Annotated in this window: 22 protein-coding genes and 1 pseudogene; 11 read left to right on the top strand and 12 right to left on the bottom strand. The window is 70.9% G+C overall.

Annotation, left to right across the window (positions count from 1 at the left end; genetic code table 11):
- The first annotated feature begins 372 nt into the window (after positions 1-372).
- Together holA and M1L60_RS42260 are read left to right on the top strand one after the other, a co-directional pair.
- Positions 373-1,353: a DNA polymerase III subunit delta gene (holA, locus tag M1L60_RS42255; protein ID WP_253243236.1), complete on the top strand. Its 981-nt coding sequence runs from the start codon at positions 373-375 to the stop codon at positions 1,351-1,353.
- Positions 1,350-1,595 (top strand): annotated as a pseudogene (locus tag M1L60_RS42260) (hypothetical protein); the annotation flags it as partial. The gene holA and the pseudogene M1L60_RS42260, both read left to right, overlap by 4 nt.
- A gap of 874 nt (positions 1,596-2,469) precedes the next feature.
- Here M1L60_RS42260 and M1L60_RS42265 read toward each other — a convergent pair.
- The 3 genes from M1L60_RS42265 to M1L60_RS42275 all read right to left on the bottom strand — a co-directional run bounded on the left by M1L60_RS42265 (position 2,470) and on the right by M1L60_RS42275 (position 4,190).
- On the bottom strand, positions 2,470-2,715 hold the full coding sequence (locus M1L60_RS42265; protein WP_221376558.1) for a hypothetical protein: 246 nt from the start codon (positions 2,713-2,715) through the stop codon (positions 2,470-2,472).
- Positions 2,716-2,802: 87 nt separating this feature from the next.
- Entirely contained in the window at positions 2,803-3,069 is a 267-nt protein-coding gene (gene rpsT / locus M1L60_RS42270; protein WP_253243237.1) for a 30S ribosomal protein S20, read from the bottom strand.
- 143 nt (positions 3,070-3,212) lie between these two features.
- Positions 3,213-4,190, bottom strand: coding sequence for a phosphotransferase (locus M1L60_RS42275; protein ID WP_256518429.1), 978 nt, complete (start codon positions 4,188-4,190; stop codon positions 3,213-3,215).
- A gap of 45 nt (positions 4,191-4,235) precedes the next feature.
- Between M1L60_RS42275 and M1L60_RS42280 the strand changes: the two genes are divergently transcribed.
- From M1L60_RS42280 to M1L60_RS42300, 5 genes are all read left to right on the top strand, one after another.
- Positions 4,236-4,769 (top strand): DUF4240 domain-containing protein, encoded by a 534-nt coding sequence (locus M1L60_RS42280; RefSeq protein WP_253243239.1) that lies wholly within the window; start codon positions 4,236-4,238, stop codon positions 4,767-4,769.
- Between the two features lie 62 nt (positions 4,770-4,831).
- Positions 4,832-5,557 (top strand): MOSC domain-containing protein, encoded by a 726-nt coding sequence (locus tag M1L60_RS42285; RefSeq protein WP_253243240.1) that lies wholly within the window; start codon positions 4,832-4,834, stop codon positions 5,555-5,557.
- Positions 5,558-5,762: 205 nt separating this feature from the next.
- Positions 5,763-7,643, top strand: a complete 1,881-nt coding sequence (gene lepA, locus M1L60_RS42290; RefSeq protein ID WP_253243241.1) for a translation elongation factor 4 — start codon at positions 5,763-5,765, stop codon at positions 7,641-7,643.
- 81 nt (positions 7,644-7,724) lie between these two features.
- Positions 7,725-8,000: a GlsB/YeaQ/YmgE family stress response membrane protein gene (locus tag M1L60_RS42295; protein ID WP_253243242.1), complete on the top strand. Its 276-nt coding sequence runs from the start codon at positions 7,725-7,727 to the stop codon at positions 7,998-8,000.
- A gap of 263 nt (positions 8,001-8,263) precedes the next feature.
- Complete coding sequence (locus tag M1L60_RS42300) at positions 8,264-8,803, top strand: hypothetical protein (protein WP_253243243.1); 540 nt, start codon at positions 8,264-8,266, stop codon at positions 8,801-8,803.
- Here the strand turns inward: M1L60_RS42300 and M1L60_RS42305 are convergent.
- The 3 genes from M1L60_RS42305 to M1L60_RS42315 form a co-directional block, all read right to left on the bottom strand.
- The gene (locus M1L60_RS42305) at positions 8,797-10,869 is read right to left on the bottom strand and encodes a PAS domain-containing protein (RefSeq protein WP_253243244.1); all 2,073 of its coding nucleotides are present in this window, start codon (positions 10,867-10,869) and stop codon (positions 8,797-8,799) included. The two genes, M1L60_RS42300 and M1L60_RS42305, sit on opposite strands and share 7 nt — an antisense overlap.
- Before the next feature lie 139 nt (positions 10,870-11,008).
- Complete coding sequence (locus M1L60_RS42310; protein WP_253243245.1) at positions 11,009-11,872, bottom strand: hypothetical protein; 864 nt, start codon at positions 11,870-11,872, stop codon at positions 11,009-11,011.
- 56 nt (positions 11,873-11,928) lie between these two features.
- Complete coding sequence (locus tag M1L60_RS42315) at positions 11,929-12,705, bottom strand: enoyl-CoA hydratase-related protein (protein WP_253243246.1); 777 nt, start codon at positions 12,703-12,705, stop codon at positions 11,929-11,931.
- Between the two features lie 36 nt (positions 12,706-12,741).
- Between M1L60_RS42315 and hemW the strand changes: the two genes are divergently transcribed.
- The gene (hemW, locus tag M1L60_RS42320) at positions 12,742-13,944 is read left to right on the top strand and encodes a radical SAM family heme chaperone HemW (protein WP_253243247.1); all 1,203 of its coding nucleotides are present in this window, start codon (positions 12,742-12,744) and stop codon (positions 13,942-13,944) included.
- Between the two features lie 41 nt (positions 13,945-13,985).
- Here hemW and M1L60_RS42325 read toward each other — a convergent pair whose 3' ends face one another.
- The gene (locus tag M1L60_RS42325) at positions 13,986-14,642 is read right to left on the bottom strand and encodes a DUF4870 domain-containing protein (RefSeq protein WP_253243248.1); all 657 of its coding nucleotides are present in this window, start codon (positions 14,640-14,642) and stop codon (positions 13,986-13,988) included.
- 161 nt (positions 14,643-14,803) lie between these two features.
- Here M1L60_RS42325 and hrcA point away from each other — a divergent pair, with 161 nt between their 5' ends.
- Together hrcA and dnaJ are read left to right on the top strand one after the other, a co-directional pair.
- Positions 14,804-15,826: a heat-inducible transcriptional repressor HrcA gene (gene hrcA, locus M1L60_RS42330; protein WP_253243249.1), complete on the top strand. Its 1,023-nt coding sequence runs from the start codon at positions 14,804-14,806 to the stop codon at positions 15,824-15,826.
- Between the two features lie 17 nt (positions 15,827-15,843).
- A complete protein-coding gene (gene dnaJ, locus M1L60_RS42335; RefSeq protein WP_253243250.1) occupies positions 15,844-16,986 on the top strand; it encodes a molecular chaperone DnaJ in 1,143 nt (380 codons plus the stop codon).
- A gap of 287 nt (positions 16,987-17,273) precedes the next feature.
- On the opposite strand, the gene M1L60_RS42340 is transcribed toward dnaJ, so the two are convergent.
- From M1L60_RS42340 to M1L60_RS42350, 3 genes are read right to left on the bottom strand one after another with little or no spacing between them, the layout of a single operon-like run.
- Entirely contained in the window at positions 17,274-17,933 is a 660-nt protein-coding gene (locus tag M1L60_RS42340; RefSeq protein WP_253243251.1) for a hypothetical protein, read from the bottom strand.
- Positions 17,908-18,309 (bottom strand): PadR family transcriptional regulator, encoded by a 402-nt coding sequence (locus tag M1L60_RS42345; protein ID WP_253243252.1) that lies wholly within the window; start codon positions 18,307-18,309, stop codon positions 17,908-17,910. The genes M1L60_RS42340 and M1L60_RS42345 overlap by 26 nt, the downstream gene beginning before the upstream one ends.
- Positions 18,310-18,331: 22 nt before the next feature.
- Positions 18,332-19,147, bottom strand: coding sequence for an NAD(P)H-binding protein (locus M1L60_RS42350; RefSeq protein ID WP_253243253.1), 816 nt, complete (start codon positions 19,145-19,147; stop codon positions 18,332-18,334).
- A 104-nt stretch (positions 19,148-19,251) separates the two neighbouring features.
- Between M1L60_RS42350 and M1L60_RS42355 the strand changes: the two genes are divergently transcribed.
- Entirely contained in the window at positions 19,252-19,683 is a 432-nt protein-coding gene (locus tag M1L60_RS42355) for a helix-turn-helix domain-containing protein (protein WP_253243254.1), read from the top strand.
- Between the two features lie 161 nt (positions 19,684-19,844).
- Here the strand turns inward: M1L60_RS42355 and M1L60_RS42360 are convergent, their stop codons facing one another.
- The gene (locus tag M1L60_RS42360; protein ID WP_253243255.1) at positions 19,845-21,050 is read right to left on the bottom strand and encodes a DUF4241 domain-containing protein; all 1,206 of its coding nucleotides are present in this window, start codon (positions 21,048-21,050) and stop codon (positions 19,845-19,847) included.
- 106 nt (positions 21,051-21,156) lie between these two features.
- Complete coding sequence (locus M1L60_RS42365) at positions 21,157-21,792, bottom strand: FMN-dependent NADH-azoreductase (protein ID WP_253243256.1); 636 nt, start codon at positions 21,790-21,792, stop codon at positions 21,157-21,159.
- Positions 21,793-21,819 lie beyond the last annotated feature (27 nt).

Consider the following 21,819-nt stretch of genomic DNA (forward strand, 5'->3'; position numbering starts at 1 on the left):
GCTGATCGTCTGGTTGGTGTTGCTGCCTTCGGTCGCTCGTCTCGTCGGATCGATCCTGGACCACGGTTCAGCGTTCCGGGCCGTGGTTCCCGAGGCTTCGACGTGACTGCATCGGCCGCTGACCTCGCCGATGGCGACTGGGCACGCCGACACGCCCGGGTTAGTCCGTTCAGGTGGGACTTGGGACTAACGATGGGGGTTGATGACCGATCGCCGTGAGTGGGTGTCTCTCGGAGACATTCAGCCTGATCGAGCATCGGATGGACGGGTTGCGGCATGGCTGGGCGCCGATATGTCTGGTTTCGCATTCCCTGATCCACGAGTCTGCGCTAAGGAGTGAGGCTCGCGGAAACGTCAGCCCTTCGTGCAACGATGTTGGGCGTGAACACCGCCCCTCCCGCCCCGTTGCTGCTCGTCCAAGGCGATGAGGAGCTCCTCTCCGCTCGCGCGGTCACCGCTGCCGTCGATGCCGCCCGGGCGGCTGAACCCGGGGCCGACGTGCGGGAGTACGAGGCGGGCGCGCTCGCGGCCGGTGAAGTGGCCGAGATGCTGAGCCCGTCGCTGTTCGGCGGGCGGCGGGTGCTCGTGATCCGCAGTGGGCAGGATGCGCGGAAGGATTTGATTGCGGCCCTGCTGGCGTATGCGAAGAACCCTGACCCCGAGGTCTCGCTGATCGTCACCCATCTGGGCGGGGCCAAGGGCAAGGCGCTGGCCGACGGGCTGCGCTCGGCCGGCGCCACCGTCGTGCCGGCCGCGAAGCTCAAGGGCGACCGGGAACGCATCGCGTTCGTGCGCGACGAGTTCCGGCGCAACGGCGGCAAGTGTGACGAGGCGGCCGCGTCGGCGCTGCTCGCGTCCGTGGGCAACGACCTGCGCGAGATCGCGGCGGCCTGTTCGCAGCTACTGGCCGACACCGACGGCAAGATCACCGAGGCCGTCGTGGCCCGCTACTACAAGGGGCGGGCCGAGGTCAGCGGCTTCACGGTGGCCGACGCGGTGATGATCGGCGACGTGCCGGGGGCGCTCGAGGCGCTGCGGTGGGCGCTGCACGTGGGCGTCGACCCGGTGCCGATCGCCGACGCGATCGCCGACGGGGTGCGCACGGTGGCCAAGGTCGCCTCGGCCGGGCGCGGGAATCCGTACCAGATGGCCAGCTCGCTCGGCATGCCCGCATGGAAGATCCAGCGGGCCCAGGAACGCAGTCGCGGCTGGACGCCCGAGGGCCTGGTCGACGCCATGCGCGCGGCGGCCGACTGCAATGCCGCGGTCAAGGGCGGCGCCGAAGACCGCGGTTACGCTCTGGAACGGGCCGTCTTCGCGGTGGCCGCGGCCCGCTCGGGCGGTGCGCGATGAGCCGGCCGCACGACTCCGAGCTGGTCGGGCATCGGCCGCTCTACGCCCGCATGCTGCGTCTGCGGTTCCTCACGCCCAGCGGGTTCCTCTGCTTCGTGTTTCTCGAGGGCGCGGTGGCGCTGGGCATCCTGCTCGCGCTGGCCGAGCTGGTGAGCTGGTGGGGTGTGCTGGTGTTGCCGGCCACCGTGGCCATCATGGTCAAACTCAACGATGTGATCGCCGGTTCGCTGACCCCGCCGGCTCCGGTCGGGGTGGCCCCCAGCTCGGGTCTCGGTGCGGCGGCTCGCTCGGCCGGTGCGGGTGCCTTCGCCGAGCACACTTCGCCTCTGCGGCCGGCAAGCTTCACGCACGAAGCTGCGGGCGTCGGCTTCGCGGCGCACGAGAACGCGGGCGTCGGCTTCGCGGCGCACGACGCTGCCGGCGTCGGCTTCGCGGCGCACGAGTCTGCGTTCGCGGCCAATGAGGGCAGGTCCGCGGGTCGCGTCGGTGAGGACGCGACGACCCGCCTGCCCGGCGTGATCGACCGGGGGCGCGGCGCCCCGATCAAGCGCCCCTGGGCGGAACGGGCCGAGGCCCAGCAGCAGTGGATCCGCCAGTCGGCCACACGTCGCTACGAATAGCCCCGATGGCCTCCCGCCACGACGCGAGATAGCCCTCGAACCCGGCGAAGAACTCCCGCAGAGCAGGCTCGGCCTCGGCTGACAGCGCCGTGAGCTCGTAGCGCACGGTCACCACAGTTCCGAGTGAGCGTTCCTCGGCCGCGACGATGCCGTCCCTGACGCCGCCGGCCGAGCGCATACGGGCTTCGGTGGGGCTCGTGCCGCCTGGGGTGAGGGTGGCTGGGTGCAGGTCGACGCGGACTGTGCCGGCTGTGGTGTCGGGGGCTACTCGGGCGTAGCGGATCATCTGGCCGGGGCGGCGGTCGATGACTACCCAGGTTGTGGCGTGGTCGGCGGCGGTGGTGAGAAAGACCGTGCCGGGTTCGGTGTCGTCGGGGGTGGGGGACGGGAAGTGGGGGTTCCAGCCCTCGGCCCACAGTTGCTCGCCGCGCGGGGTGAACAGGTGGAACGCCTGCTGCGGGGGGGAACGGGAGAATGAACGTGCCGGTGGCGACGGTCACTGCCGCTCCTCGAGGCGGTGGGCGTCAGCAGCGGTGAGGCTCAGCCCGTACACGGAACGCAGTTGATCGATTTTGGCCAGGGTCTGCGGCGTGAACGGGGCCTTGCCCTCGAAGGCGTGCAACGTGATGCCCTCGAGCAGTTCGCCGAGGGACATGTCGAGGTATTCGGCCAGGCCCTTCAGGACCTTCAGCGTGTTGCGCTCGAGGCGTACGCCCGTCTGCGTTCTCTCGATGTTTACCACGGTACCAAGGTAACACCGGAGACGAAAGGAAGCCGGGCACCACGGCGCCCGGCTTGCAGCCCTTTTACAGGTGCGACCCGCGAAGAATCAGGCGGACAGCGCGGAGACGCGCTTGGCGATGGCCGACTTGCGGTTCGCCGCCTGGTTCTTGTGGATGACGCCCTTGCTCACTGCCTTGTCCAGCTGACGAGAGGCGTCACGCAGCAGCGTCGTTGCGGTCTGCGCGTCGCCGGCCTCGCTCGCCTCGTTGAGCTTGCGGATCACGGTCTTCAGCGACGACTTGACCGACTTGTTACGCAGCCGGGCCTTCTCGTTCTGCCGGTTGCGCTTGATCTGGGACTTGATGTTCGCCACGCGACAGCCTTGTCCTGACTAGGTGTTCGGAAAACGGTCTCAGCGGGATGATCGCCGGTGTCGCCGGAAAGCAGCGAACAATGGCGCGTCATCACACGCGAAAAGCAAGACTACCAGTCGCCCGGCGAGCTACCAAAACGCCCTCACCAGCCCCGGCGGTCGGCCAGCCAGGCCAGCGCCTGCTCGCCGCTGAAGCGTTGGTGCTGGCGGCTGTGCGGGGACGCACTGCTGGGCCCGCCGTCGGCGCGCACCAGCCAGTAGCCGGCCAGCGCGGCCAAAGCGCCGTCGACGCCCTCGGCCGGGGCGTTCCAGCCCGACAGGTACGCGTCCGCGTCGAGCCCGCTGGCGAACGCGGTGACCAGCAGCGTCACCGTGTCGAACCAGGGTGCGCCGAGGCAGGGCCAGGTCCAGTCGCAGAGCCGGGCCCGGCCGTCGCGGTCGATGAGCACGTTGTCGACGCGCAGGTCGCCGTGCATGAGAGCGTCGCCGGTGACCAGGTCGGGCAGCTCTTGCTCGAGCCGGGCCAGGTGGGCCAGCCGGGTCGGCGCGACGGTGCCGTGCGCGGTGCGGGGCATCGGCTCCCGGCCGGCCGCGATCTCGGTCCACCAGCTCATCTCGCCGCGCAGGATGTCGGCCAGGGCGGGCACACCGGCCTCGAGCAGCTCACGGCTCGGGACGGTCAGGGCCTCGGCGGCCGTGGACCAGGCCGCGAGGGCCGCTTGCAGTTCGGGCGGCGACCACGGCAGCGCCGGCACGTGGCCGTCGACCGGATCGAGGCACAGCACGAAATAGTCGGACTCGACCATCGTCCAGAGCGGCCGGGGCGCGGCCACCGCGGCGGGCAGGCGCGACGTGATGAACGCCTCACGGGCGTACCAGTCGGCGATGGGGTCGGGGCGGGGCGCGGCCTTGACGAAGCCGGTCACCCCGTCGGCCGTCGTCACCAGCGCCGCGAAGGCCCGGGTGAAGCCGCCACCGGCACTGCGCACGGTGACGACCGGGCCGTCCAGGCGGGCGGCGACGGCTTGGCGGACGCCTTCCGGCAGGTCGGACCAGTCCGGGCGGTCGGCGGTGGCCCCGTAGGGCACGTCAGGGAGCGAAATCGTTCGCACGACCCCCATCCTGCCCGACGCGTTTTGTCGTACCCGGCTGGCAGGATTCCGGGCATGAGAACCGACGACTTCTGGGCGGTCATCAGCCGCGCCACCGCCGACCGGCCCGCCTCGCCCGCCGATGTGGCCAAGCGCGCCGTGGCCGACCTGGCCACCCGCGAGCCGGACGAGATCGTGGCCTGGGGCCGCCATCTCGACAAGGTCATGGTCGCCTCCGGCACGCAGGATCTGTGGGCGGCGGCCTACCTGATCAACGGCGGTTGCTCCGAGGACGGGTTCGACAACTTCCGCGGCTGGCTGATCGCTCACGGGCGTGACGCGGTGGCCCGGTCGGTGAAATCGCCCGATTCGCTGGCCGACGTGGCTGTGGTGCGCTCGGCGGCCGACTCGGGCGCGGTGTTCGAGGCCGAAGAGGTGCTGTCGATCGCGGCCGAGGCCTATGTCCAGGCGACCGGTGAGGAGTTGCCCGCGGCCGACCGTCCGGTCACCCGGCCCGACGCCGCCGACCTGTGGGATTTCGACAACGAGGAGGAGATGCAGCGCCGCCTGCCGAAACTGTCCGAGCTCTTCCTGGCCGAACCCGAATGAGGCCGCCCGCGTCGTGAGAAACAGGGTCGAGGTGGGTTTGGCGGCTGAGCAAGACTGCGGGCATGGAGACTGCGCAAGGGGAAGTGGCCTCGGTCAGCCGGAACGGCGTCTACTCGTTCACCAAGCCTGCCCGCGACGAGATCGTGCTGGTGGCCGGCCTGGGTGTCGAGGGTGACATGCACGCGGGCGTCCACGTGCGGCACAAGAGCCGGGTCAAGATCGATCCGACCCAGCCCAACCTGCGCCAGGTCCACCTGATCCACGCGGAGCTGTTGGCCGACGTCGCGTCGAAAGGCTACGACGTCCAGCCGGGCAACCTCGGCGAGAACGTCACGACCCGCGGGATCGACCTGCTCGGCCTCCCGCTGGGCGCTGTCCTGCGCTTCGGCCCCCGAACCAGGCCTGAGACCGGTTCGGATGCCGGTTCCGGCTCAGCGGCGGGCGCGTTCGATCCTTCGGTGCTCGACGGCGTGCTGGGCGCGGCGGACGCCGCGAAGCTGAACGAGCCGGCCGCGCGGGCGGCCGAGGCGGTGCGGGCCGCGGTGGCCCGGGAAGGCGACGATTCGCGGCCGGCCCTGGTCGTGGCGGGCCTCCGCAACCCGTGCCAGCAGATCAACAACTTCCGGCCGGGCCTGCTGAAAGAGGTCATCGGCCACGACGACAACGGCGATCTCGTGCGCAAGGGCGGCGTCATGGCGGTCGTGCTGCGCGGCGGCGTAGTCCGCCCCGGCGATGTCGTGACGGTCGAGTTCCCGCCCGCCCCGCACACCCGCCTGGAGCCGGTGTGAGCGAGTTCAGCACCCGCCTGGAGTCGATGAGAGCGAGTTCCCGTCCGCCCGCTTGGAGCCGGGGTGAGCGAGTTGTCGACTGCCCCGCACGCCTCGTCTCGAGGTGGGGTGAGCGGGTGTGAGTGGGCGTTCCACGCGGACGTGGGACGATAGAACGCGCCGGCACCTCGCCGGACGACCACTCGGACGATAAGAACGGAAGATCGTGCCTGGACCGCTCGACCCCGGCGTGAACGTGATCGGCGCGACCGATCCCGCTCGCATCCGTAACTTCTGCATCATCGCTCACATCGACCACGGCAAGTCGACGCTGGCCGACCGCATGTTGCAGATCACCGGTGTGGTCGACCCGCGGCAGATGCGTGCGCAATATCTCGACCGCATGGACATCGAGCGCGAACGCGGCATCACGATCAAGTCGCAGGCCGTCCGCATGCCGTGGACGGTGCGCGAGGGCGACCAGCAGGGCGACACCGCCGTGCTCAACATGATCGACACTCCGGGCCACGTCGACTTCACGTACGAGGTCTCCCGGTCGCTCGCCGCCTGCGAGGGCGCGGTGCTGCTGGTCGACGCCGCGCAGGGCATCGAGGCGCAGACCCTCGCCAACCTGTACCTGGCGATGGAGAACGACCTCCACATCATCCCGGTGCTCAACAAGATCGACCTGCCCGCTGCGCAGCCCGAGAAGTATGCCGAGGAACTGGCCAAGCTGATCGGCGTCGAGCCCGACGACGTGCTGCGGGTCTCCGGCAAGACCGGTGTCGGCGTCGACCACCTGCTCGACGAGATCGTCCGCCAGTTCCAGGCACCCGTCGGCGACGCCACGGCCCCGGCCCGCGCGATGATCTTCGACTCCGTCTACGACGTGTACCGCGGCGTCGTGACGTACGTCCGGGTCATCGACGGCCGCATCGAGGCCCGCGACCGCATCAAGATGATGTCGACCGGCGCCGTGCACGAGCTGCTCGAGATCGGCGTCGTCTCGCCCGAGATGGAGAAGGCCGGCGCGCTCGGCGTGGGCGAGGTCGGCTACCTGATCACCGGGGTCAAGGACGTGCGGCAGTCCCGCGTCGGCGACACCGTGACCGGCAACAACCGTCCGGCCAAAGAGGCCCTGGGCGGCTACAAAGATCCGAAGCCGATGGTCTATTCGGGTCTCTACCCGATCGACGGCTCCGACTACCCGGCCCTGCGTGACGCGCTCGACAAGCTCAAGCTCAACGACGCCGCGCTCACCTACGAGCCCGAGACGTCGGCCGCGCTCGGCTTCGGCTTCCGCGTCGGCTACCTCGGCCTGCTCCACCTCGAGATCATCGGCGAGCGGCTGGAACGCGAGTTCGGCCTCGACCTGATCTCCACGGCGCCCAACGTGGTCTACCGCGTCTACACCGAGGACGCCGAGGAACGGGTCGTCACCAACCCCAGCGAGTTCCCCGACGGCAAGATCTCGGAGATCCACGAGCCGGTCGTACGGGCCACGGTGCTGGTGCCCAACGACTACGTCGGCGCCGTCATGGAGCTCTGCCAGAGCCGCCGCGGCAGCCTGCTCGGCATGGAGTACCTCTCATCGGAGCGGGTCGAGCTGCGCTACACGCTGCCCCTGGCCGAGATCATCTTCGACTTCTTCGACCAGCTGAAGAGCAAGACCAAGGGCTACGCGTCGCTCGACTACGAGCCCTCCGGCGAGCAGGTGGCCGACCTGGTCAAGGTGGACATTCTGCTGCACGGCGAGCCGGTCGACGCGTTCAGCGCGATCGTCCACAAGGACAAGGCGTACTCGTACGGGGTCAACATCGCCTCCAAGCTGCAGAAGCTCATCCCGCGGCAGCAGTTCGAGGTGCCGATCCAGGCCGCCATCGGCAGCCGCATCATCGCCCGCGAGACGATTCGCGCCATCCGCAAGGACGTGCTCGCCAAGTGCTACGGCGGCGACATCAGCCGTAAGCGCAAGCTGCTCGAGAAGCAGAAAGAGGGCAAGAAGCGGATGAAGATGGTCGGCCGCGTCGAGGTCCCGCAGGAGGCGTTCATCGCCGCCCTGTCGACCTCTGACGGTCCGGACACCAAGGGAGCAAACAAAAAATAAGGCGGTTTGGGTTCTCGGCCACTCGGGAACTCTGGGGCTCGACGGACGCAACAACTGCTTCACCCCGAGAGGAACCCCCCAATGACTGTCACCGGCATCATCACCGCCCTCGTCGTCGGTCTCATCATCGGCGCCCTGGGCCGCCTGGTCGTACCGGGCAAGCAGAACATCCCGATCTGGCTGACCCTGGTCATCGGTGTTGTCGCCGCGCTGCTGGGCACCGTCCTGGCCCGCGCGACCGGTGTTGCCGACACCAAGGGCTTCGACTGGATCGAGCTGCTGTTCCAGGTCGTCCTGGCCGCGATCGGTGTGGCTCTGGTGGCCGGTGTCGGCGGTCGTCGCCGCATTCACCGGTAATAAGCAATAGCACCACGAAGCGCCGGACAACTGTCCGGCGCTTCGTCGTGTCCAGGGCAAAGAATGCAGCGGCAGAGCAATTCCTCGAAAGTCGAGAACGAACTGTCGTAGCGGGCTTGAGGCCTTCAGTCCGGTCTTGGGTGGCGGGCGGGGAGGTTGGACGGGGGTTACAGGCCGCCGCTCCCGCCGAGGGCCCGGCCGAGCCGGGCAGGGCGCCGGCGCGCCCAGAACGCCCGGCCCGACCGGGCGACGTGAGTGAATGGTTGCGCTCGACGCTGGGGGTGATCGCGATGGGGACATGGCTCGCGACGGTGCGGTTTCCCGGTGGTGGGGTCAGGTACGCGCAGTACAGCACTGTGGTGGGGTCCGTGTTCGATCAGCTTTACGCGGCGGCCTGCTTCGAGGGCGGCACATTGCCGGACGGCTCGCGCTGTTACCGCGGGACTGTCGTCGGTGAGCCGGACGGGCACGATCGCTCGGCCCCGGTGTCCGTACCGAAGGAATTGGTGCTCGTCGGGATCGAGACCGAACCGGACGGCACTCGGTGGCATGCGCTCTACTGCCCGCGGCGGGCGATGATCCTCGGGCCTGCGTCCAGCTATCACCAGCAGCGTCTTCGGGAGGAGTTCGAGCTGTTTCGCGAGGAGGACGGGCAGCGGCATCTGAGCCGGGACGGCGGCGACCGCACGATTTGCGGCCGCCGCGTCGATGGGACGGCATCCGATGAGGAGGATGTCGACCTCTACGCCGGGTGGGGGCGCTCCGATCTGTGTCAGGAGTGTCTGGTGGCGGTCGCTCAGTAGCGGAATTTGTGCTGGGCGCTGCGCCGGTTGATCCAGGCCGGGAGCTCGTCGACGTGGTCGCGGTGGGGGAGGCGGTCGATCGGGTCCTGGGTGTCGCTGACCTTCTGCATGGTCACCACGAAGCCCTGGACCAGGCGGTCCTCGCGCAGGTCGCGATAGGTGGCCTCGACCAGCACCTGGCTGTGGTCGGGGCGGCGCAGGGCGCAGAACATCGTGCCGTCGCCGCCGGTGGCGAACGCGCGGCGGATCTGGCCGCGGTCGTCCGGGTGGACCAGGTCTTCCAGGGTGGCCAGCGGGGAGATCTTCTCGTCGCCCAGCACGTCGTGCAGGGCCGGGCTGGCGTAGCGGATGCGCTGGTCCTCGTCGAGCACCAGCATCAGGTCGGCGGTGTTGCTGATGACCGCGCGCAGGTACAGGTCGCTGTCGCGGCGGCCCACGGCCTCGACCAGGCTGATCCGGTCGAGAGCGAGCGCGGCCTGACCGGCCAGCACCTCGAGCGCGTCGTGGGCCGCGGTCAGCGCCTCGCGGCGCCCGGTCAGGATGAGCGCGCCGCCGCTGGGCCGGGCCACGGCCATCGGTTCCAGCCACAGCGGACAGACCAGCGTCGTGTCCTCGTGGGCCGACACAGTGCCGCTCGTGCTCAGCCAACGACCGAACCCGCCGGCCCGAACCCGCCCACCCGACGCCTTCCGGCGCCCGGCCCGTCTGGCGCCGCTCGCAACCGGGGACCGCATCCAGCCGAGTGATACGCCGAACCGGCGGGAGCCGTTGTCCGCGCCCGGCCGTACCGCGGAGGGTACGGGGCTGGTGGATGGAGGGACGCCGGGCTGGGGGCGGAGGACGCGGGTGGTGGTGAAGCGGAACACTCGGGTCAGCCGGCCGAAGCGGCCGGTGGCGGTGATCGCACGGCCGGCCGCGAGTGTGGTGGGCGGGACTTCGGTATCGCGGTGGGCTGGAATGCCGCTGGTCAACTCATCGGCGGGGTCGCCGCTCGTCAACTCGGCGGCCGGGCGGGAGTGATCGGTGGCCGGGCCGGGGGTGGCTTCGATGGTGGGGGTGGGGTCGGCCCACCAGCTGCGCGGGCGACGGCCGGCCGGGGCCGGTGGGAGCTGGGCCGCGGCCAGTTGGCGGTCGTCGGTGGCGAAGACGACGCGGCGCAGGGCGTCGGGTGGGATCAGGGCGGCCACCCCGGCCCGCACGGCCTCGTCGACGGCCGGGATGTCGACCGCGGACACCAGGTCGGCCGTGGCGCTGCGCAGGCCGCGCTCGCGGGCCAGGGCGTGGCTGTTCAAGGTCACCGAGTCGGCCAGGCGGGTGATCGTCAGGGTCAGCGTGATCGCGCCGGCGATGGCGATGGGCACGCCGTCGCGGACGGTGCCGTCCAGGGCCTCGATCAGCAGCACGATCGGCGGGGTGGCGACCGAGGCGCCCAGCAGCGCCGCCCAGCGGCCGTGCCACCGGGTCGTGCGGGGCGGCATGGGCTGGGTCAGCCACACCATCGACGGGTGCAGCGCGGCCAGGCCCCACGCGACGTAGAGCACGCGGAAACCGGACTCGGACGCCTCGCTCTGCAGGAGCGGGAACAGCACGTCCCCGGCCAGCAGGCCGACCGAGCCGGCCAGCATGAGCAGGGCCGAGACGTTGCGGCCGGTGGCCAGGTTGAGCCGCAGCGCGACCCCGACGAGCAGCAGCGAACCGATCACATCGGACGCCGAGATGCGCACCCAGGGGCCGTTGTCGGCGATCACGAAGACCCACACCACGAGCAGCGCCGAGCAGGCGAACGCGAGCAGGTCGATCAGGCGGGCCCGGTCGACCAGCACCGAACCGCCCTCGGTGAACCGCAGGAGCGCGCCCGCCACGAGCACGAACATCGCCAGATAACAGCCGGTAGCCGCCGACATCACATCGAAGGCGTAGAAAACGTCACCGACAGCTAACGCGAACACCGCACCGGCCAGCAGCAGCCACGGCCCCATGCGGGCGGGGCGGTGCCACCGCAGACCGACGATGATCGCCGTGCAACTGCCGGCACCCAGGAGAATCCACTCGATCGCCCTCGACACGTCCTACTTAGTACCAGGGCCGTAGCTGTCTGTCCATGTCGATGTATACGCAACGCAACTGCGTACCCAAGACGCTTGTCATTACTTGCAGTCACTGATTAGGTGGTCGAAACTTCCGGAACGGCGCCGAAACGCGACGTCAGCTGAAGACTTCGGCGACCACCCGGCCGGTGCCGGCGCCACCGTCCGCGCTCACCGCCTGCCACCGGCCGTCCGGGGCGTGCCATTCGAGATCGCCGAAACGTACCCGTTCGAGACCCGTGGCCGAGGCGTGCGCCACCAGCCAGTGCGCGTACCGCCAGCCCGCGCTCGCGCTGCCGACCTTGACCGTCAGCCGGGCCGCCTCGGTCGCCGTGGCCGATTCGGGCAGGCCCTTGCCCCAGTCGAGCCGCATGCCCTTGGCCAGCGCCGTCGCCGCGGAGGCCCCACGCAACGCCGGGGAGCCGCTCACGCTGCACTCCACGGCGCCGGTGGCCCGGCCGGTCAACGCGCGGGCGAGCACGGCCGACTCGTCGGCCCATTTCTCGTACGCATTGGGATAGGCCGACCGTTGCACCTTCTGCGCCGCGTCGGTGACCCGCATCCTCTCGTAGCCCTTGACCTTCTTGAGCGACGAGTAGAACTTGTTGGCCGCGTACCGCGGATCCTTGATCTGCTCGAACGTGCCCCAGCCCTGGCTGGGCCGCTGCTGGAACAGCCCGACCGAGTCACGGTCGCCGTCGTCGAGGTTCTCGAGCTTGGATTCCTGGAACGCGGTGGCCAGGGCGATCACCACGGCCTGCTCGGGCATGCCCTTGCGCAGCCCGACCGCCGTGATCGTGGCCGCGTTGGCCATCTGGACGTAGTCGAGGGTGACCTCGCCGTCGGCCCGTACGGTGCACTCCGGGCCGATCCGGGGCAGCTTGATGGAGCCGGAGAACGTGTTGACGACCGCGAAGACGCCGAGCGCACCGACGAGCGCGGCAATCGCGACCGCCACGACCGGTGTCTTGCGCACGCGCACCCCCAGCACTTGTTGTTCAGGCGACAAGAGTAGACAACGAGGTCACCCCGCCGACGTCACCCTGACGGTGTCGGAGCGGCGGGCACCCAGGTCGCGGGGCGTTTCTCGCGCAACGCGGCCATGCCCTCGCGCCCCTCGGCCGAGCGGAAGTAGCCCGCCGACCGGGTGGACAGCTCGGCCAGTTCGCCCCGGATCGCCGTACGCCGCAGAAGTTGTTTGGTCCCGGCCAGGGCGAGCGGCCCGCCGCGGACGAGGCTGTCGCAATAGCCGCGGACCCGGCCGTCGAGCTCTTCGGCCGTGACGGCCGCGGTGACCAGGCCGATCTCCGCCGCCCGGACGCCGTCGAAGACGTCACCGGTCAGGTAGAGCTCGGCCGCCGCACGGGGGGCCAGCCGGGGCAGCACGGTCGCGCTGATCACGGCCGGGATCACGCCCAGGCGAACCTCGGAGAAGGCGAACGTGGCCTCGCGGGTGCAGACCGCGATGTCGGCCGCCGCGATCAGCCCCAGGCCGCCGGCCCGGGCCGGACCGGCGACGCGGGCGACGACCGGCTTGGGGAACTCCCAGAGGGCGGCCAGCACGTCGGCGATCATCTCGGCCGGCACCTTGCCGTCCGGCGCGGCCGCAGCCGTCTCTTTGAGGTCGGCCCCTGAGCAGAAGACCGTGCCCGTGTGCGAAAGCACAACGGCGCGCACGCCGGTGTCGGTGAGGGCCTCGGCCAGAGCGTCCAGCAGCTCGCGCATCAGGGCGGTGGACAGGGCGTTGCGGTTGGCCGGGGAGTCCAGGGTCAGAGTGGTCACCCCGGCGTCGGTGGCGGTACGGACCAGAGCCATGGCGGAACATTATCGGCCGGCGTGCACACTTGACGGATGGCCGGCGCACTTCCCGATGGCGAACCCGTTCCCCAGGACGGGTCTCTGCCCGACTCCGCGACGGCGCACGTCGGAAAGGACGGGTTCGCCGTCTACGTTCACGTTCCGTTCTGTGCCAGCCGCTGCGGCTACTGCGACTTCAACACCTATACGGCCAGTGAGCTCGGCGGCGGGGTCAGCCGCGAGACGTACGCCGAGACGGTGCTGCAAGAGCTCGAGCTGGCCCGCCGCACGATCGACCCGGCCCGGGTCGACACCGTGTTCTTCGGCGGCGGCACCCCGACCCTGCTCGACGCGGACGACCTGGGCCGGATCCTGCACGGCATCGACGCGGCCTGGGGGCTGGCGCCGGGGGCCGAGATCACGACCGAGGCCAACCCCGAATCGGTCGACCCGGACTATCTGCGCCGTCTGCGCGGGCACGGCTTCAACCGGATCTCGCTGGGCATGCAGTCGGCGGCGCCGGGCGTGCTGCGGATCCTGGACCGCAAGCACACGGCGGGGCGGGCGCCCCAGGCCGCGATCGAGGCTCGGGAGGCCGGGTTCGAGCACGTCAACCTCGACCTGATCTACGGCACGCCGGGCGAGTCGGCCGACGACTTCGCCGGCTCGCTGGGCAAGGTGGTCGAGGCCGGGGTGGACCATGTCAGCGCGTACGCCCTGATCGTCGAGGACGGCACCCGGATGGCGGCCCGCATGCGGCGGGGCGAGATCCCGTACCCCTCGGACGATGTCGCGGCCGACCGCTACCTGGCCGCCGAGCAGGCGCTGAGCGAGGCCGGCTTCCAGTGGTACGAGGTCTCGAACTGGGCCACCTCGGAAGAGGCGCGCTGTAAGCACAACCTGCTCTACTGGACCGGCGCCGACTGGTGGGGCCTCGGGCCGGGCGCGCACAGCCACGTCGGCGGGGTGCGCTGGTGGAACGTCAAGCACCCCGCGGCGTACGGGAAAAGGCTGGTCGAGGGTCTTTCGCCGGGTCACGGGCGCGAGTTGCTGAGCGACGAGGACAGGCACGTCGAGGACGTGATGCTGCGGGTACGGCTGCGCGAGGGCATCGCGCTCGACCGGGTCGACCGGGTCGGCGCCAAGCAGGCCCTGGCCGACGGGTTGCTCGACCCCTCGGCGTACGAAAATGGCCGTCTGGTTCTCACCCTGCGTGGCCGCCTGCTGGCCGACGCCGTGATTCGCGACGTGGTGTAACGCGCCGGGCCCCGTCCCCGGCGCATTCCGCCAAATCGGCCCTACTTGATCAGGTTGATGGTCATCGGGTAGTTGTACGGCTCGTTGTTGACCGCCTTCAGCCCGGCGATGATGCCGAAGATGATGGAGATCAGCGCGGCGATCGGGATGATCACGAAGCCGATGACGGCGCAGGCGGTGGCCCAGCCGATGATGCCGACGATCGTCCAGACGATCTGGAAGTTGAGCGCCTTGACCGCCTCGGCCCGCACGACCGGGGACTGGTTGCCCTTGGCCAGCATGGCGATCAGCGGGGCGATCCAGCCACCGAGCCCACCGCCGATGAACGCGCCCAACGCGCCGCCGAAGTGGGCGATCAGGATCCAGGTCTTGTCGTCCTGACCGGGGCCGGGGCCGTATCCGCCGCCGTAGCCGGGCTGCTTGTAGTCACCACCACCGTAGGGCGGCGGCGGGGTGCCGTAACCGGGCGGCGGAGCGCCGTAGCCGGGACCGGAGGTGGGTGGTGGCGTGCCGTAGCCGGGACCGGAGGTGGGTGGTGGCGTGCCGTAGCCGGCGCCCGAGGTGGGCGGCGGGGCGCCGTACGGGGGTGGAGGAGGCGGTGTCGATCCGGAAGTCGGGTCGTTAGCCGCATAAGGGTTGAACGGCCGCGTCGGGTCGTTCGGGTTACCTTCACCGGGCGGGCGAGGTGGTTCAGTCATGGCTGACACCGTAGAGCCGCAGTTCAACGCGGTCGAGAGCGACATGCTGATCGAGTCGGTGAATAGACAGGCGACACGATCATCGCGTTGACGCCGGTGGCGACGTAGACTGGCACTCTGTCCGGGGGAGTGCCAAGCATCGGCCGAGGGGAGGGGTCATTGTGAGCCTGGATGACCGCAAGCTCGAGGTGCTGCGCGCGATCGTCGAGGACTACGTCGAGACGCAGGAGCCGGTGGGCTCCAAGGCCTTGGTCGAACGGCACGCCCTGGGCGTGTCGCCGGCTACCGTGCGTAACGACATGGCGGTGCTGGAGGAGGAAGGTTACATCCGGCAGCCGCACACCAGCGCCGGCCGCGTGCCGACCGACGCCGGCTACCGGCTCTTCGTCGACCGGCTCTCCAAGGTCAAGCCGCTCACCCCGGCCGAGCGCCGGGCCATCGAGCGCTTCCTGATCGGCGCGGTCGACCTCGACGACGTGGTGCACCGCACGGTGCGCCTGCTCGCCCAGCTGACCCGCCAGGTCGCGGTCGTGCAATACCCGTCGCTGGCCCGGTCCTCCGTGCGCCACCTCGAGCTCGTGCCGATCTCGACCACCCGCCTCATGCTCGTGATGATCGCCGACACCGGCCGGGTCGAGCAGCGGCTGGTCGAGCTGCCCGGGCCCGTCCCGGCCGACGACGTGACCGACCTGCGCCGCCGGGTCAACGAGAAACTCGCCGGTCAGCGGCTGTCCGACACGCCGCCGCTGGTGCAGGGCCTGGTCGACGAGTGCGCCCCGGGCAACCGGGCCACCATGGCCTGCCTGGCCTCGGTGCTGCTCGAGACGCTCGTCGAGCGCAGTGAGGAACGCCTCGCCTTGGCGGGCACGGCTAACCTGACTCGTGGCGGTGTGCTCGACTTCCAAGGCACGCTGCGCCCCGTCCTCGAAGCCCTCGAGGAAGAGGTCATCCTGCTGAAGTTGATCGGCGATCTCGAGCCCAGCAAGACCCGGGTGCGGATCGGCGACGAGAACAAGATCGACAACCTGCGGTCGGCGTCGGTGGTCAGCACTGGATACGGCCCCGGCGCGACGATCGTCGGTGGGCTCGGAGTGCTGGGTCCGACCCGGATGGATTACCCCGGCACCATCGCGACCGTGCGCGCGGTGGCACGCTACGTGGGCGACCTTCTAGCACAGAACTGACGAGGATTGCGGAGCCCGTGGCCAAGGACTACTACGGCATTCTCGGCGTGAGCCGGGAAGCCACCGACGACGAGATCAAGCGCGCCTACCGCAAACTGGCTCGGCAATATCACCCGGACGTCAACCCGGATCCGGAAGCGCACGAGAAGTTCAAGGACATCAACGCGGCGTACGAGGTCCTCTCGGACGACCAGAAGCGCCAGATCGTCGATCTCGGCGGCGACCCGCTCGCCCCCGGCGGCGGCATGGGCCCCGGCGGTCCCGGCGGCGCGGGCGGCCCGTTCGTCGGCTTCCAGGACATCATGGACGCGTTCTTCGGCTCGGCGGCCGGCGGCAACGCCCGCGGCCCGCGCCCGCGCACCCGTCCTGGCGCCGACGCGATCCTGCGCCTCGAACTCGACCTGGTCGAGACGGCGTTCGGCGTCGAGGCCCCGATCACCGTCGACACCGCCGTGCTGTGCACCCAGTGCACCGGCGCCGGCACCGCGCCCGGCACCCACCTGGCCACCTGCGAGACGTGTGGCGGCCGGGGCGAGGTGCAGAGCGTGCAGCGCACCTTCCTGGGCCAGGTCGTCTCGAGCCGCCCCTGCGCCACCTGCCAGGGCCACGGCACGGTCATCCCGCACCCCTGCCCCACCTGCGCCGGCGACGGCCGGGTCCGCACCCGCCGCTCGCTCACGGTCAAGATCCCGGCCGGCGTCGAGGACGGCATGCGCATCCGCCTGGCCCAGCAGGGCGAGGTCGGTCCGGGTGGGGGCACGCCGGGTGACCTCTACGTCGAGATCCACGAGCGCCCGCACGACGTCTACTCGCGCAAGGGCGACGACCTGCACTGCCGCGTCACGCTCCCGATGACCGCGGCCGCGCTCGGCACCCGCCTGACGATCAAGACGCTCGACAGCGAAGAGGGCATCGAGGTCAAGCAGGGGACGCAGCCGGCCAGCACGCTCCGCATCCGCGGCAAGGGCGTGCCGCACCTGCGCGGCCAGGGGCGGGGTGATCTTTTCGTCCACCTGGACGTGAAGACGCCGACCAAGCTCACCGCCGACCAGGAACGCATGCTGCGCGATTTCGCCAAGACCCGCGGCGAGGACGTCGCCGAGTTGAGCAAGCAGGGCGGATTCTTCAGCCGGATGCGGGACGCTTTCAACGGCCACTAGATGTGATTCGGCGGGCGTCGCAAGGCCAAGATCAATAAGGTCAAGAGCTGGATGTCGTGGCGGGGCGGTGGGTTTCAGACCGTCGCTCCCGCCGAGGGCCGCGGCGGGGTGAGCTGGCCGCTGGCGCGTCCAGGGCGCTCACCCCACCACGACGGCGTGCGTAAGTGGTTGCGCCCAAAAGCCAAGACCGAGGTCGCGCTACGTGAGCGCGGCCAAGGTGCTGGCTGCGGGGAGCCAGGTCGCTCTCTGAGGCGAGATCGGTCGCTCGCTATCGGCCGGGCCGCGTGTCAGATGGCTGTTCGGATGGACCAGCGGCGGGCGAGGGTGGTCGCGGCCAGGAAACCGCCAAGGACTATCGCCGCCTCCGCGCCCATGATCAGCGGGGTCAGCGGGAAGTCGAAGGACCAGCCCAGCGCGACCGCGGCCGCGATCGAGGCGGCCACGGCGGGCGGCAGCAGCAGGGCCATCCGAGCCGCCGTGTGCCGGATGCGCGGCGCGTCCCGCAGGCCGAAGCGCACTGCGAGCACCGCGCCGGTCACGGCGACCGCGGCCACGCCACCGTAGAAGACTCCGGCGGCCAGCCAGACCGGCACGCGCAGACCGGGCGGCAGGTCGAAAGCGGCCACCAGGATCTGATGCAGGCCGATCACCCCGAGGAAGCCCACGACGAGGGCGAGCAGCGCGCCCACGGTCGCGACGCCCAGCACCTGGCCGTACCGGGGTGGGGTTCGGCCCACCCCGGCCTCCTCGGCCACGCGCAGAGCGAACTCGCGCGGGCTCGCGCCGAGCAACTGCGCGGGATCCAGCCCATCGCCGGCCGCCGCCTCGAGGTCGGCGCGTAGGTCGGCCGCGAGCGCCGCCCGGTCGTCGCGCTGAACGCCGAGAGCGCGCCACTCGCGGTCGGCCGTGGCGAGCAGATCGTCAACGAGCGACGTCGACGTGCTCATGGTCGCCTCCTGGGTTCGATGGACGGGCGGCGAGGGTCGCGTTCACGACGCCGGCGAACTGGGCCCACTGCTCACTCCAGGCCCGCAACCGCTCGTGTCCGCTCTCGGTGAGCCGGTGGATCTTGCGGGGCGGGCCGCTCGGGCTGGGCTGCAGCGCGTTGGCGACGAGCCCCAGCCGATGCAAGCGAGTGATCAACGGGTAGACGGTGCCGTAGCTCACCGTTCCGAACCCGGCCGTGTCGAGGCGCCGGACAAGTTCGTACCCATGGGCGGGCTCTTCGGCCAGAAGCGCGAGCAGGCACATGTCGAGGCAGCCGCGCAGCAGTTGGGCCTGCCGCTCAGCCACGGCCTCCGGGCCGTCCTCCGCCGCTATCATGCGGCACATAATAGGGTCAGTATTATGCGCCGTCTATTACCGCCGGCCACGCCCTCTCGGCCCAGGCCCGGAACATGGCCGGCCGGCGCGAGGTGAGCTTCTCGACGTCCGGGGTGACGACGGCGTTGCCGCCCGCGCGAACCAGACGAGCGCCCGCCGTGGCGGCCTCGGCGATCTCGGACGGGAAGAGCTCCGGGGCCGGCTCCCGGTCGACTACTTCGAGCGGCCGGCCCAGGATCTCGGCCAGCACGGCCAGTTGCTCGGGCACGCTGATCAGCTCCGGTCCGGTCAATGTGTAGATGAGCTCGTGGTGGCCGTCGCCGGTGAGCACCTCGGCGGCGACCGCAGCGATGTCGGCCGGATCGATCACACCCTGCTTGCCGTCACCGAACGGGTTCACGATCGGCCGGCCGGCCCGGATGTCGGGCGCCCAGGCCAGTGAGTTCGTGGCGAACGTGGTCGGGCGCAGCACCGTCCACTCCAGTCCGCTGCGCCGCAGGGTCCGCTCGCCCCGGAAATGCCAGGCGCCGAGATGACCGGGCGGCAGGTCGTGGTCCTCGTCGGGAGTGCCGATCGCCGAGAGCCGGACCACCCGGGGGATGCCGGCCGCCTTCGCCGCGCGCAGCAGGTTCTCCTCGTGGTCGAGCGGCGTACGGGCGGCCGGTGGCAGCAGGTACATCGCGTCGGCCGGGACGACGACGGTGGTGGCGGTCAGGCCCGGCCGGTCCGGGACGCGGGCCGGGTCGCGGGTCATCGCGGCGACCTCCAAGCCGCGGTCGAGCAGGTCCCTCACCAGGGCGGAGCCAGTGGTGCCGGTGGCGCCGGTAACCAGAATCATGGATCCACGGTGGCCGCCCGTGCCGGTGGTCGTCTTGGAAGATCCGGCACTCCCCGGTGCTCGTGCGGCCCGGCTAGCCCAGCCGCTGGCTCGACGTCGACCACTTGGCCCGGACGCCGCCACCGGTCGACGCGCAGGTCGCGACGATGCGGGCCCGGATCACGGCCGAGCTCGAGCAGCGGAGCGCGGGCCGCGGCGGCAACGAGCTGGTCGAGTTCGCGCTCGGCGAGCTCACCGGGGCGGCCCGGCTGGGCGAGGTGGCGACGCGGGCCGGCGTGAGCGAGCGCCGGCTTCGTACCCTGTTCAGCCGCGACGTCGGGTTGTCCCCGAAGCACGTGGCGCGGATCAGCCGCCTGCGGACCGTACTGTCGCTGGCCGGCACCCGGGAGTGGGCGGCGGTGGCCGACGACGCCGGTTTCTTCGACCGGGCCCACATGATCAGCGACTTCCGGGACCTGATGGGCGTGCCGCCCGCCGCCTACCTGAGCGGCCGCCGGCCCGGCCCGGCCCCGTGCCTGCCGCTCTCGAGACCCTAGGGCGTATCTGGCGGATCACGCGGGGCTGCGGCGTGGCCCAGCCCGCGCCTCTCGGCGTCCGCAGAACGGCCCGATACAACACCGGTATTGGACCGCCCTGCGGCCGACGCCAGCCACGACCTGGACCTCGCCTCGCTCCCACGTGATCCGCCAGATACGCCCTAGTCGTCCGAGGGGAACAGCAGCATGTCGGCGATGAACGTGGTCACCCGGCCCGAGTGGTCGCGGCCGATCCACGTCGGGTAGGCGCCGTCGCCCCAGCCGCTCGACCAGGCGATCATGTCGCCGCCGGCCAGGGTGGCGAAGCGCGGGTCGCGCAGTTCCAGGCTCTGCCACTCGTCGGTCAGGCGCTCGCGGTTGTCCTCGTCGACGAAGCAGGCCAGGCCCGCGTCCACCCCGAACCCGAAGAACTCGCCGTAGCCCAGGTCGAGCAGATCCTGCCCGTCGCGCAGGGCCAGTTCCCAGCGCACCGGGTGCCGCTCGCTGACGTCCAGGCGCACGGCGGCCACGCGGGTGTGGCCGGGGTCGTCGGTGAAGGTGGCCAGGCTCACGGTCACCGGGTAGGTGCCGGGGGCGACCGTGGTCAGGAACGGTTCCTCGCCGTAGTCCAGGGAGGACGGGTCGGCGGCGATCAGGCGGCCCGACGGCAGGTTGAGCTTGCCGGCCGGGCGGGTGGCGATGCGCATCCGGCGGTCGCCGACGCTGCGCTCGGCGCCGTCACGGAACAGCGAGGCCAGGCCGCGGGGCTGCAGCGGACGCGGCGGGTGCCACGGGCGCTCGTCCGACGCGCGGGCGGGCAGGTCGTGGGGTTCGGCCACCGTGGCCAGGCGGAACGGCCCGTCGATGACCCGGGGAACCGCGCAGACCTCGGCGAACGGTCCCACGCAGGCCTCGACGTGGACCCGGCCCGCGCAGTCGAGCAGGGCCTTCCACCGGCCGAAGGTGGGGATCGGCAGACGCGGCGGCGTGAAGCCGCCGTCCGAGAAGGTGTGCCGGCCGCCGCGGTCACCGGCGGGCTCGATCGAGTCGTTGCGCCGGCCGCCGATCTGCCAGCTGATCCGGTGCCGGGCGCCGGCGCCGGCCGGGTCGTGCCAGGTGGTCGACTCGCGCAGGAACAGATCGCCCTCGGGGGCCCGGCGGAATTCGTGGACGGCGACCCGGCGCCCCTCGGCGTCGTAGCGGGTGACGGCGCAGTAGCCCTCGGCCCAGCTGACGTCGAGCACGCTGTGCGGGCGGCCGCCGGCGAGCAGCACCACGGAGTACGGCTCGCCGGCGGAGTCACGCGACTCGGCCTGATCCTGGGTGAGCGGGTTGACCAACCCGTCGTCCCAGCCCTCGCAGTACACCGCCGCCACAGTGGTTTCCATGGTCGGCGATCTTATTGAGCACGGCTCCGTTTCGCCGCCCCGCAGAAGCGACTTTTTGGGTCGTGTCGGGGTGACCGAGAGCCGGACGAGAGCGGAACGAGAGAGGTCAGCGCGAGGCCAGGGTGCGGCCGGCGTGGGTGGCGGCCTCGTGGGCGGCCTTCTTCAGCAGCTCCGCGGTGTCGCGCAGCGCGTCCATGGCCGGGTTGACGCCGGCCAGGGTCAGCTCGCGCTCGATCAGGGTGAGGTCGGCGCCCCAGATGTCCTCGACCACGCGGCGCAGGTACGAGGTGTTGTGGTCCCAGCCCTCGCGCGGGGTGCCGGGGCCGTAGCCGCCGCCGCGGGTGGTCAGCACGATGACCGGCTTGCCGTCGAGCAGCCGCTCGGTGGGGTCGGGGGTGCCGGCCATGACCAGGTCGATCCAGGTCTTGACGTGCTGCGAGACGCCGTAGTTGTAGAGCGGCAGGGCCAGGATCGCGGCGTCGGCGTCGCGCACCTCGGCGGTCAGCTGCTCGGCCAGGGTCAGCGCGTCGCGCTGCTCGGCGGTGCGCTGGTCGGCCGGCGAGAACTTGGCGTGGATGGCGTTCGCCCAGGCGTCGGCGGGCAGGGGCGCGGCGCCGAGGTGGCGGCGGACGAACGCGGTGCCGGGGCGGACGGTGGTCCACTCCGCTTCGGCGACGTCGGCCAGCTCACTCGAGGCCGAAACGGGGCCCTGGATGCTCGAGTCGATGCGCAGAACGGTCATTGCTAGCTCCCCACGGGATTGAATGTT

The sequence above is a fragment of the Paractinoplanes aksuensis genome (assembly GCF_024137025.1).
Classification (GTDB): Bacteria; Actinomycetota; Actinomycetes; order Mycobacteriales; family Micromonosporaceae; genus Actinoplanes; species Actinoplanes aksuensis.

Excerpts from the sequence above, each read along its gene's own strand:
- M1L60_RS42315 (WP_253243246.1), bottom strand. The coding sequence starts at position 12,705 with ATGGCTCTGGTCCGTACCGCCACCGACGCCGGGGTGACCACTCTGACC.
- holA (WP_253243236.1), top strand. The coding sequence starts at position 373 with ATGTTGGGCGTGAACACCGCCCCTCCCGCCCCGTTGCTGCTCGTCCAA.
- M1L60_RS42295 (WP_253243242.1), top strand. The coding sequence starts at position 7,725 with ATGACTGTCACCGGCATCATCACCGCCCTCGTCGTCGGTCTCATCATC.
- M1L60_RS42340 (WP_253243251.1), bottom strand. The coding sequence starts at position 17,933 with ATGAGCACGTCGACGTCGCTCGTTGACGATCTGCTCGCCACGGCCGAC.
- M1L60_RS42325 (WP_253243248.1), bottom strand. The coding sequence starts at position 14,642 with ATGACTGAACCACCTCGCCCGCCCGGTGAAGGTAACCCGAACGACCCG.
- M1L60_RS42280 (WP_253243239.1), top strand. The coding sequence starts at position 4,236 with ATGAGAACCGACGACTTCTGGGCGGTCATCAGCCGCGCCACCGCCGAC.
- M1L60_RS42350 (WP_253243253.1), bottom strand. The coding sequence starts at position 19,147 with ATGATTCTGGTTACCGGCGCCACCGGCACCACTGGCTCCGCCCTGGTG.
- M1L60_RS42365 (WP_253243256.1), bottom strand. The coding sequence starts at position 21,792 with ATGACCGTTCTGCGCATCGACTCGAGCATCCAGGGCCCCGTTTCGGCC.
- M1L60_RS42285 (WP_253243240.1), top strand. The coding sequence starts at position 4,832 with ATGGAGACTGCGCAAGGGGAAGTGGCCTCGGTCAGCCGGAACGGCGTC.
- M1L60_RS42275 (WP_256518429.1), bottom strand. The coding sequence starts at position 4,190 with ATGGGGGTCGTGCGAACGATTTCGCTCCCTGACGTGCCCTACGGGGCC.
- M1L60_RS42360 (WP_253243255.1), bottom strand. The coding sequence starts at position 21,050 with ATGGAAACCACTGTGGCGGCGGTGTACTGCGAGGGCTGGGACGACGGG.
- hemW (WP_253243247.1), top strand. The coding sequence starts at position 12,742 with ATGGCCGGCGCACTTCCCGATGGCGAACCCGTTCCCCAGGACGGGTCT.
- M1L60_RS42345 (WP_253243252.1), bottom strand. The coding sequence starts at position 18,309 with ATGATAGCGGCGGAGGACGGCCCGGAGGCCGTGGCTGAGCGGCAGGCC.